The organism is bacterium (genome assembly GCA_037131655.1).
In the GTDB taxonomy this organism is placed as follows: Bacteria; Armatimonadota; Fimbriimonadia; order Fimbriimonadales; family JBAXQP01; genus JBAXQP01.
In genome coordinates, this window is the sequence record JBAXQP010000111.1 from 1 (window position 1) to 8365 (window position 8365).

8 protein-coding genes are annotated in these 8365 nt (G+C 48.6%); all 8 read right to left on the reverse strand.

The window, feature by feature from the left end; translation table 11 throughout:
* The coding region (locus WCO51_06725) for a Mur ligase domain-containing protein (GenBank protein ID MEI6512955.1) at positions 1-740 on the reverse strand (740 nt) is incomplete at its 3' end.
* Positions 741-775: 35 nt separating this feature from the next.
* Complete coding sequence (locus tag WCO51_06730) at positions 776-1309, reverse strand: transposase (protein MEI6512956.1); 534 nt, start codon at positions 1307-1309, stop codon at positions 776-778.
* Between the two features lie 70 nt (positions 1310-1379).
* Positions 1380-2576 carry an undecaprenyldiphospho-muramoylpentapeptide beta-N-acetylglucosaminyltransferase gene (murG, locus tag WCO51_06735; protein ID MEI6512957.1) on the reverse strand — a complete coding sequence of 399 codons (1197 nt, stop codon included), beginning with the start codon at positions 2574-2576 and terminating at the stop codon, positions 1380-1382.
* Positions 2576-3733, reverse strand: coding sequence for an FtsW/RodA/SpoVE family cell cycle protein (locus tag WCO51_06740; protein ID MEI6512958.1), 1158 nt, complete (start codon positions 3731-3733; stop codon positions 2576-2578). Before WCO51_06740 ends, murG begins: the two co-directional genes overlap by 1 nt.
* Entirely contained in the window at positions 3733-5118 is a 1386-nt protein-coding gene (murD, locus tag WCO51_06745; GenBank protein MEI6512959.1) for a UDP-N-acetylmuramoyl-L-alanine--D-glutamate ligase, read from the reverse strand. The genes WCO51_06740 and murD overlap by 1 nt, the downstream gene beginning before the upstream one ends.
* 4 nt (positions 5119-5122) lie before the next feature.
* Positions 5123-6169 carry a phospho-N-acetylmuramoyl-pentapeptide-transferase gene (mraY, locus tag WCO51_06750; GenBank protein MEI6512960.1) on the reverse strand — a complete coding sequence of 349 codons (1047 nt, stop codon included), beginning with the start codon at positions 6167-6169 and terminating at the stop codon, positions 5123-5125.
* Positions 6170-6171: 2 nt separating this feature from the next.
* Positions 6172-7572: a UDP-N-acetylmuramoyl-tripeptide--D-alanyl-D-alanine ligase gene (murF, locus tag WCO51_06755; GenBank protein ID MEI6512961.1), complete on the reverse strand. Its 1401-nt coding sequence runs from the start codon at positions 7570-7572 to the stop codon at positions 6172-6174.
* Positions 7569-8365: UDP-N-acetylmuramyl-tripeptide synthetase (gene murE / locus WCO51_06760; GenBank protein MEI6512962.1), on the reverse strand; the 797-nt coding region annotated here is incomplete at its 5' end. The genes murF and murE, both read right to left, overlap by 4 nt.

The following is an 8365-nucleotide window of genomic DNA, read 5'->3' on the forward strand; positions in this document are numbered from 1 at the left end:
CCATTGAGACTGAATGTGTGGATGTTGCAGTTAACCGATGTGGCCATTTCTTTCGTGGCCGGATCATCCTGATGAAGAATTAAGTGCCCGTCCGTGGGCAACAACCGCGCATATGCCATAAAGTTTCTGCGCAACTGCTCTTCCGTTCCATGGAAGTCTAGGTGGTCCGCCTCGATGTTAGTGATCACACCGATATGCGGCCATAAATCTATGAATCCATTATACGCTTCACAGGCCTCAGTTACAAGTACTTTACCCCCTCCGACCCTAGCATTTCCTGAAAAACCTGGTATATCTCCCCCGACAAGAATTGTTGGGTCGGTCTTTGCCTCGATTAACATCTGACCGAGAATCGCTGTGGTGGTTGTTTTGCCATGAGTTCCGGCAATGGCGATGCTTTGATATTGCTTGGTCACCCAACCCAAAAGCTCCGAGCGCCGCCAGATAGAAAGTCCTTTCTCTTTAGCCGCCACAAGCTCGGGATTCTTGGGACTAATCGCATCAGAGATGATCAGCCAATCCGCGCCCTCGATTAGCTCGGCGCTATGCCCAATCGAAACTTCCGCCCCTTCACCAGCCAAGCGTTGAGTAATTTCACTCTCTAGAATATCCGATCCACTTACCTGAATCCCGCGACGCATCACAAGATGAGCCAACGCGCTCATCCCCGCCCCGCCAATACCAACAAAATGAACCCGCTTAACTTGCTCAAATGTCTCAATAACCATAACTCTCGACAATTCCTACTCCATAAAAATAATACGATTAACTAAATCTATGCTTCCCAAGGCATTTCTATTTCCACCGCTTCAGCTTCAGGATTCTCATTATCAGTTTCCCATTGAATAGGATTATTGACAATATATTGCCGAATACATGTGAGTTCACTCTCTCCCCTTATTACATGCTCGTAGTAATTTCTTTGCCATAAAGACCTACCTGGATACTCCATGAGTTGGTTCGCACGAACAGTTGATGTAGACTTGAACACGCGTATTAGTTCTCCTAAATTAGGAGGGGATTGAGGAGGTTTGTCATTACACCCAATCAAGATTACCCCATGAAAATGAGTTGGCATTACGACTGACATATCAAGTTCAACATCCTCAAATCGCTCAGGCAATGCATTCCAGCATTCAGCGACAATTCCCCCTAAATCATTTAATAATACTGCTCGTTGTTCTACTTCACCAAAGATACACTTATGATGATATGCGCAGATACTCACGAAGTAAGCGCCTGCCTGTGAGTAATCATAATCACTGAGCCGAATAGATCTACGATGATGAATTTGAGAGTCGTAACTCATTCTGCTTCCCTAATCCGTGCGTAGGGGCGAAGCTTGCTTCGCCCTCCGGAGGGCAGAGCAAGCTCTGCCCCTACATTTCGGGATAGACTTTTGCCCCATTCTTGGACATAATCTCTACGACTGCTTTGTTTGCCCCTAGGGGCTTGCGAAAAAATTGGTCGAATTTCTTGCCGGAAACTTGCTGCAGAACTTCCAGGACGCGTTCGGTTGAATCGGGGATCGATAATGCCTTGACCCGCTCCGATATCTCCTGTCTTTGACCCTCATGGCTTCGCCAACGCTCGATTGCCAATGATAAACTAGCAGGGGTGAGTTCAAATTGATTGATCATCTCAGCAGCGCCCCGTTGGGTGAAATATTCGGCGTTAAATCGCTGATGATCGGCAAATGCATAAGGATAAGGCACTAGGACCGCCGGTAGCCCCCAATAAGCGATTTCAAACAATGTCGAGGCGCCTGCCCGGCAGACCAACATGTCGGCTGCGCGATAAGCGTTCGCAACATCAACCCCTTCGAGGAAACTCCACGTCTTATAGTTGCCATTCAAACCAATCGCATCAGCTGTATGGCGCATCGCCTTACTATGCTGCTCACCGCAAACGTGGAGCCATTGAACGGTTTGCTGAGGCAAATGCTGAACAGTTGATAAAATAACCTCGTTCAGTCCCTGCGCGCCCTGACTACCGCCGACTACAACTACTGTAAATCGGTCGGGCGATAAACCAAAACGCTCCCTTGCCTGCGCAGCAGTTAACTCAGTGCTAGTCACTTCACTACGAAGCGGCATACCCACCACGTCCGTTTTAACGCCGGGAAAATGACTTTCGGCCCCACTAAATGCCAGGCATACAACCGAAGACTTGCACCCAAGTTTGGCATTAACGCGACCAGGGATGATATTCTGCTCATGAAGAACAGTCGGGCCTTTGCGCTTGATCTGTGCCATCAAAACTGCTGCCGCCGCATAACCCCCTGTGCCGAATACGACATCCGGTTGAAAATCGTTTAAAAGCTTCCGTGCATGGCGATAGGCTTGCCAGAATTTAATGAGCGCTTTAGCCCCTGTGGCTGACCACGGCTTTGATAACGGATAGACCTCTAGCGCTGTAAATGGAACGTCATAAGCCGGCACGACACGATTCTCGATACCGCGCTCGCTCCCAACATATAAAATTTCAGCTCCGGCTTGTCGAGCGGCTAATGCCACGCTTAGAGCCGGCATTGTATGGCCGCCTGTTCCCCCGCCGGTAACCACTATCTTCATCATCAGCACTCACCTCCCCCTACCCGATGACGCGCTACACTTTGCACCACGCCGATGCCCACCAATAGAACCAATAAACTCGAACCGCCATAACTTACGAATGGAAGCGGCACACCCACTGGCGGTATTGAACGCGTCACAACTGCCAGGTTCATAAGCGTTTGAGATCCAATCCACCATCCGACCCCCGAAGCGACCATCGCTCCAAAGGGATCGTTGCAACTCCCCCCAACTGCCAGGCATCGCCTAACCATCGCTAACATAATTATTATTAAAAGTATACTGCCCAGAAACCCAGTCTCTTCAGCAATTGTGGCAAAAATATAATCAGTGGTGGCTGCTGGGATAAAACGTTTCCCACGGCCCTGACCAATTCCACCCAGTCCACCTAATCCCCATAACGCTCCGGAACCGACTGCTATTTCCCCATGAATAATCTGATAGCCCATTCCTTCATAATATTTCTCTGCGTTTAGCCATACTTTTATACGGTTGCCCCGATAGCTTTCAAGCTTAATCATGCCATAGCCAAATACTCCGGCTATTAACACCATGCCGATGATTATAGGCCACCTTATGTTTGCTAGACATATCATGCCAAGAGCAATCGCCCCCACAATGATAGCAGTGCCCATATCAGGCTCACGCTCGATTAACCCCATCAGAACTATGACCGCAATAAGAGGCGTCACCCATGGATACTTTTCAAAAAACCCAGGCTGGCTACTAGACCGATGTCTGTTTTTTATTCTTTTGGCTTGTGATGCAAAGAAGGCCCCCAGATAAAAGAGCACTGCAAGTTTGGCAAACTCGGCTGGTTGCACATTTAACTTTCCCACTGAAAACCATCGCCGAGCATGGTTCATTTCAGAGCCTATCCCAGGAACCAAAACTAACGCGCACAGCGCTAAACTGAGAACCATAAGAACATTCGCGTAACGTTTCCACACCCCATAATTCAGTCGGCTGGTAAAATACATCGCAACAAGGCCGATCCCCACCCACATTAACTGGGGCCTAATCCAATGCCACATGTCTTTGTACTGATGAAGCGCACGCGTGAACCCGGCATCGAAAATGGCCATCGTGCCGATAAACAGCATGACGATCGTCCACTTGGTTAAAGCCGAATCCGACTGTCCAACCGCTTTATTGCTCATCAATCCCTCGGCAATTTCTTAACGCCTTGGCGAAATTGCTTTCCACGTGCTTTGAAGTCAACAAACATATCGAATGCCGCACACCCTGGGGCAAGGATAACCGTATCGCCTACTTCCGCAATCTCAGAACAAAGACGAACAGCTTCCATCATGCTTCCCGCTCTTTGGATAGCATTCAACCCTTTCGCCCTCGCCGCTTCTTCAATCGCATCCGCATGTGCCCCTATAAGTACCAAATGCTTTGCCCGACGCGCCAAAACTTCAACATATGGTTCGAAGTCCAATCCTTTATCCTCCCCACCGGCAATCACAACAATGGGCGTATCAAGCGAATCAACTGAAGCTGCCGCCGCTTCCGGATTGGTGCACATCGAATTATTGATATATCGAACACCATTAACCGTGCCCACCAGTTCCATGCGATGCTGAAGGCCTTTAAATCTTCTTAAAACCGAACGGATTGCCCATACTTCAACATCGAGCGCTAACGCTGCCAAGGATGCTGCAAGAGCATTCGCGATGTTATGCTTGCCCTGAAGCAGGATTTCATCACGCGGCAATAAACCGATTTCTTTCCCGCCCCAGTTTATGAATAGTACATCATCGCGAAAATATCCAGTCGTGTCAGTGGGGCTGTCTTTAAGGGTAAACATAAGCTTTTGCCCTTCGCATTGGGTGACATATTTAGGGGTATTGGGGTCATCTGCGTTCAAAACAGCAAAATCATTAGGGTCTTGGTTGGCAAATAACTTGCTTTTTGTTCGGGCATAAAGGGCGAAATCGTTGTTGTATCGGTTCATATGATCGGGCTGAATAACAGTGAGAACACCCACTTTTGGCTTAAACTGCTCGATCCATTCAAGTTGGAACGAACTGATTTCAGCAACCAAGAAATCACTTTCGCGAGCTTGGGCGGCGGCATGAATAAGGGTCATTTCCGTTTCGACCCCTGCGATATTGCCACATATAAAAGCCTGTTTACCGTTTGCTTTGATCATCTGAGCGATGAGTGTGGTAGTAGTCGATTTCCCGTTCGTGCCGGTGATTGCAATAATGGGGCATTTGGCGATTCGATAAGCAATCTCAATCTCCGAAAGAATGGGCACCCCCTTTGCGAGCGCATCTTGAAGCACTGGAGCATCACAGGGAACGCCTGGACTTGGCACCACTAAATCGATGTTCAAAAGGTCAATCTCACCAGACCAATTGGTATAGACAGGCACGCTGAGGTTGCGAAGATGCTGGGCGGCCCACAGGATATTAGGATCTGCCTCGGATTTCCTCTCATAGGCGAACGGCATCGCCCCCAAAGATTTCAAAATCGTTGCAGTATCGTATCCCGTTCGCCCAAGCCCAATAACCGCTACCCGCATCCCCTTAAACACTAAACTACCTCCAAGCTAATTCCCCGAATAACCAAAGCCCAAGACCGGCAAAAAAGAGCGCGATCAACCAAAATCTAATGACTATCGTCGATTCCGGCCAGTCAAGCTGTTCGAAATGGTGATGTATAGGACTCGATTTAAAAATGCGCTTCCCTCTTAGCTTCACGCTGGCCAATTGGATCATCACCGACAGGGCTTCGATGGCGAACAAACCACCGACAAGAAAGGCTTGTACCGCTAAGTTGGTTTGCAAAGCAAAGTAGGCAAAAGCAGCGCCGAGAGCCATCGAGCCGGTGTCACCCATAAACATCTTCGCCTTAGGCGCATTCCACCATAGAAACCCCAAACAAGAACCCACTAAAGACCATATTACCCACTTAGAACTGATTAGCCAAACAGGACTATGATCACTTGCGGCAAGAATTGCTAAAGCTGAAAGCGCGATTGCGGAACTGCCGGCAGCAAGTCCATCAAGCCCATCAGTCAGGTTCAAAGCATTAACCCACCAAACAATAATCATCGCCGCTAAAAACAATTGGATGCTATATAGAACCGTAGGATCAAGGGCATAAAATGAGTAAGGCATGCCATGTTGGAGCTTAGAGTTGAAGATAATAAAAGGCACGGCAATTGCGAATTGCAGAAGAATCTTCCATTTCCATCCTAATCCGCGCTTCATTCCAAGTCGGGGCAAAATATAGTCGTCGAGAAATCCTAGGAACCCAAAGCTAAGGATGATCCCAAGCAAAGCCCACTCAGTATCATTTCCTGTCAAATAACCTAATGATTTAAATCGTATAGAATTTGAAAGCAAACTAAGATCACTTTTTGGCCAAATGCCTATCTGCACCATCCATTGGAAGATAGCGAAAGAAACCAACACACCAAAGATCATCAGCAAGCCGCCCATGGTGGGGGTTCCTTGTTTGGTCTGATGTGAATCAAGCCATTTACTGACGTTTTGACCGCCGTTTATCTTTTGGATAAACTCAATAAACGGCTTGCCGAGAAGTGCAACCACCAAAAATGATATGACAACTGCTAGTGGCATAGCTAAAGCGCCTCCCCTTTCGAAGAGATTTTCTGTCCAAGCAGTTGCTCGGCAATGCGCTCCATCTCGAGCACTCTCGAACCTTTAATTAAAATCAAATCATTCTCTTGCGCCAGCACCTCAACCGCTTGCGAGGTTTCGGTTAATTCATCTGTTAGGATTATTTTCGATGAGGGGTAGCCATTCTCTTTGGCGACTTCGGCAATGAGTTTTGCCTTGGAGCCAAGAGTAATTAGCTGATCAGGTAAAACTTGCGCAACGGTTTGCCCTACCTCACGATGGCCTTGCTCAGAAAGCGAACCAAGTTCAGCCATATCACCCAATATTGCGATAGTGCGCCTACCATGGCTCATCTCGCCTAATGTTTGGAGGGCAGCGTTCATCGATTGCGGATTGGCGTTGTAGGCATCGAGGATTAGTATTAGGCCATTGCCTCTGAGCACTTCCATTCGCATAGCGGGCAGACGAACATCCTTCAGACCATCCAAAGCCGGCTCAGGATCCACTTTGAGAGCAATCGCTCCCGCTAAAGCGGCGGCAGCGTTCATCGCATGGTGTTTCCCTAAAACAGGAAGAAGCAAATAGAAGCGTTTGCCTTTCAGCGAGAACCGGCACTCGGTTTCGCCTTCATCCGTCAGATTGGCTTCCATCACACGCACATCAGCTTCAGGATGTATGCCGAAAGTAATCACTTCCGAAGGGGCCAGCTTGCGCATAAATTCAAAATAATCATCATCTCGTGGAAGGATGGCAATTCCATCAGCAGGGAGCGCCTGGAGAAGCTCCGATTTGGCCTCAGCAATTCCGTCTCGGCTTCCCAATAGCTCCATATGGCTGATACCAATGTTAGTGATTAAGCCTAATTGAGGCTGGCTGACCTCGACAAGCCATTCAATCTGCCCTTTACCACGCATCGCCATTTCGAGCACTGCAACTTCATGCTCTTTTTCTAAACCCATGAGAGTGAGCGGTAGTCCGACTTCTGTATTGAGATTGCCTTCGTTCTTAAGGACGCTATATTGAACTCCCAAAGCTGCAGCGAGCATCTCTTTGGCGCTCGTCTTGCCAGTGCTTCCGGTTACACCTAGCACCTTCACATCGAATTGTTTTCGATACCATTTCGCCATCCGACCCATTGCCAAGCGGGTGTCGTCGACTAAAATCTGTGGAAGTAAATCGCCTTTTTGCTGTCGATGAACTACTGCTCCAACAGCCCCCCCCGCCATGACTTGCGGAAGGTAATTATGGCCATCGGTACGTTCGCCGGTTAAGGCAAAAAACAGGCTGCCGGTTGCGGCTTCACGGCTGTCGATCGCGAAATTAGTCACGATAGAATTCGGGTCGCCGCCAATTAGCTTCCCGTTCATCGCATCCGCAAGTTCGCCTAGCCGGAATTGCCTCATGATCGCCCCTCCAGCACATCACGGACAACTTGCCGGTCATCAAATGGAAATTTTGTCTCGCCGATAATTTGATAATCCTCATGCCCTTTGCCCGCAATCACAATCAGATCACCTGTCTTGGCGGTTTCAACCGAAAGCTTGATTGCCTTGTGACGGTCAACTTCCACTTCTACTTGGCTCATCTTTTCGCAGGGAATACCGACCAATATCTGCCCAATAATCGAATCGGGGTTTTCCATTCTCGGATTATCTGAGGTGACAATACACCGGTCGGACAACTCGGAAGCAATTTTCGCCATCTTTGGACGTTTGCCGGCATCACGATTACCGCCACAGCCAAAGACGACGACCAGACGCCTTGGATTAAGCTCACGGGTTGTTAAAAGCAATTTCTCGAGAGCATCCGGTGTGTGGGCATAATCTACTAGCACATCAAAATCACGACCTGTTGGAATGGCTTCAAATCGTCCCGGAACGCCGCGTGCGCTTTCCAATCCCTCTGCAATTACATCTAATGGCACTCCAACGGCCAACGATGATCCAACCGCTGCCAAACTATTCCAGATATTAAATCGCCCACCGACATTCACCTTCAAATCGGTGCATCCAATAGGTGTTGAAAGCTTAAATGAAATTTCGCCAACCCCAACTTGTGGAGCTAGCGCGCGAATATTCGCCTTTTCATTAAGTCCATAAGTCATCACTTCACCCCGGACGAGGCTAGCTAGCTGAGGGCCGAATGGGTCATCAAGGTTGATAACGCCCGTAAAAGGCTTTCCGGATGCCATCGCCA

Excerpts from the sequence above, each read along its gene's own strand:
- WCO51_06730 (MEI6512956.1), bottom strand. The coding sequence starts at position 1,309 with ATGAGTTACGACTCTCAAATTCATCATCGTAGATCTATTCGGCTCAGT.
- murG (MEI6512957.1), bottom strand. The coding sequence starts at position 2,576 with ATGATGAAGATAGTGGTTACCGGCGGGGGAACAGGCGGCCATACAATG.
- WCO51_06740 (MEI6512958.1), bottom strand. The coding sequence starts at position 3,733 with ATGAGCAATAAAGCGGTTGGACAGTCGGATTCGGCTTTAACCAAGTGG.
- mraY (MEI6512960.1), bottom strand. The coding sequence starts at position 6,169 with ATGCCACTAGCAGTTGTCATATCATTTTTGGTGGTTGCACTTCTCGGC.
- murF (MEI6512961.1), bottom strand. The coding sequence starts at position 7,572 with ATGAGGCAATTCCGGCTAGGCGAACTTGCGGATGCGATGAACGGGAAG.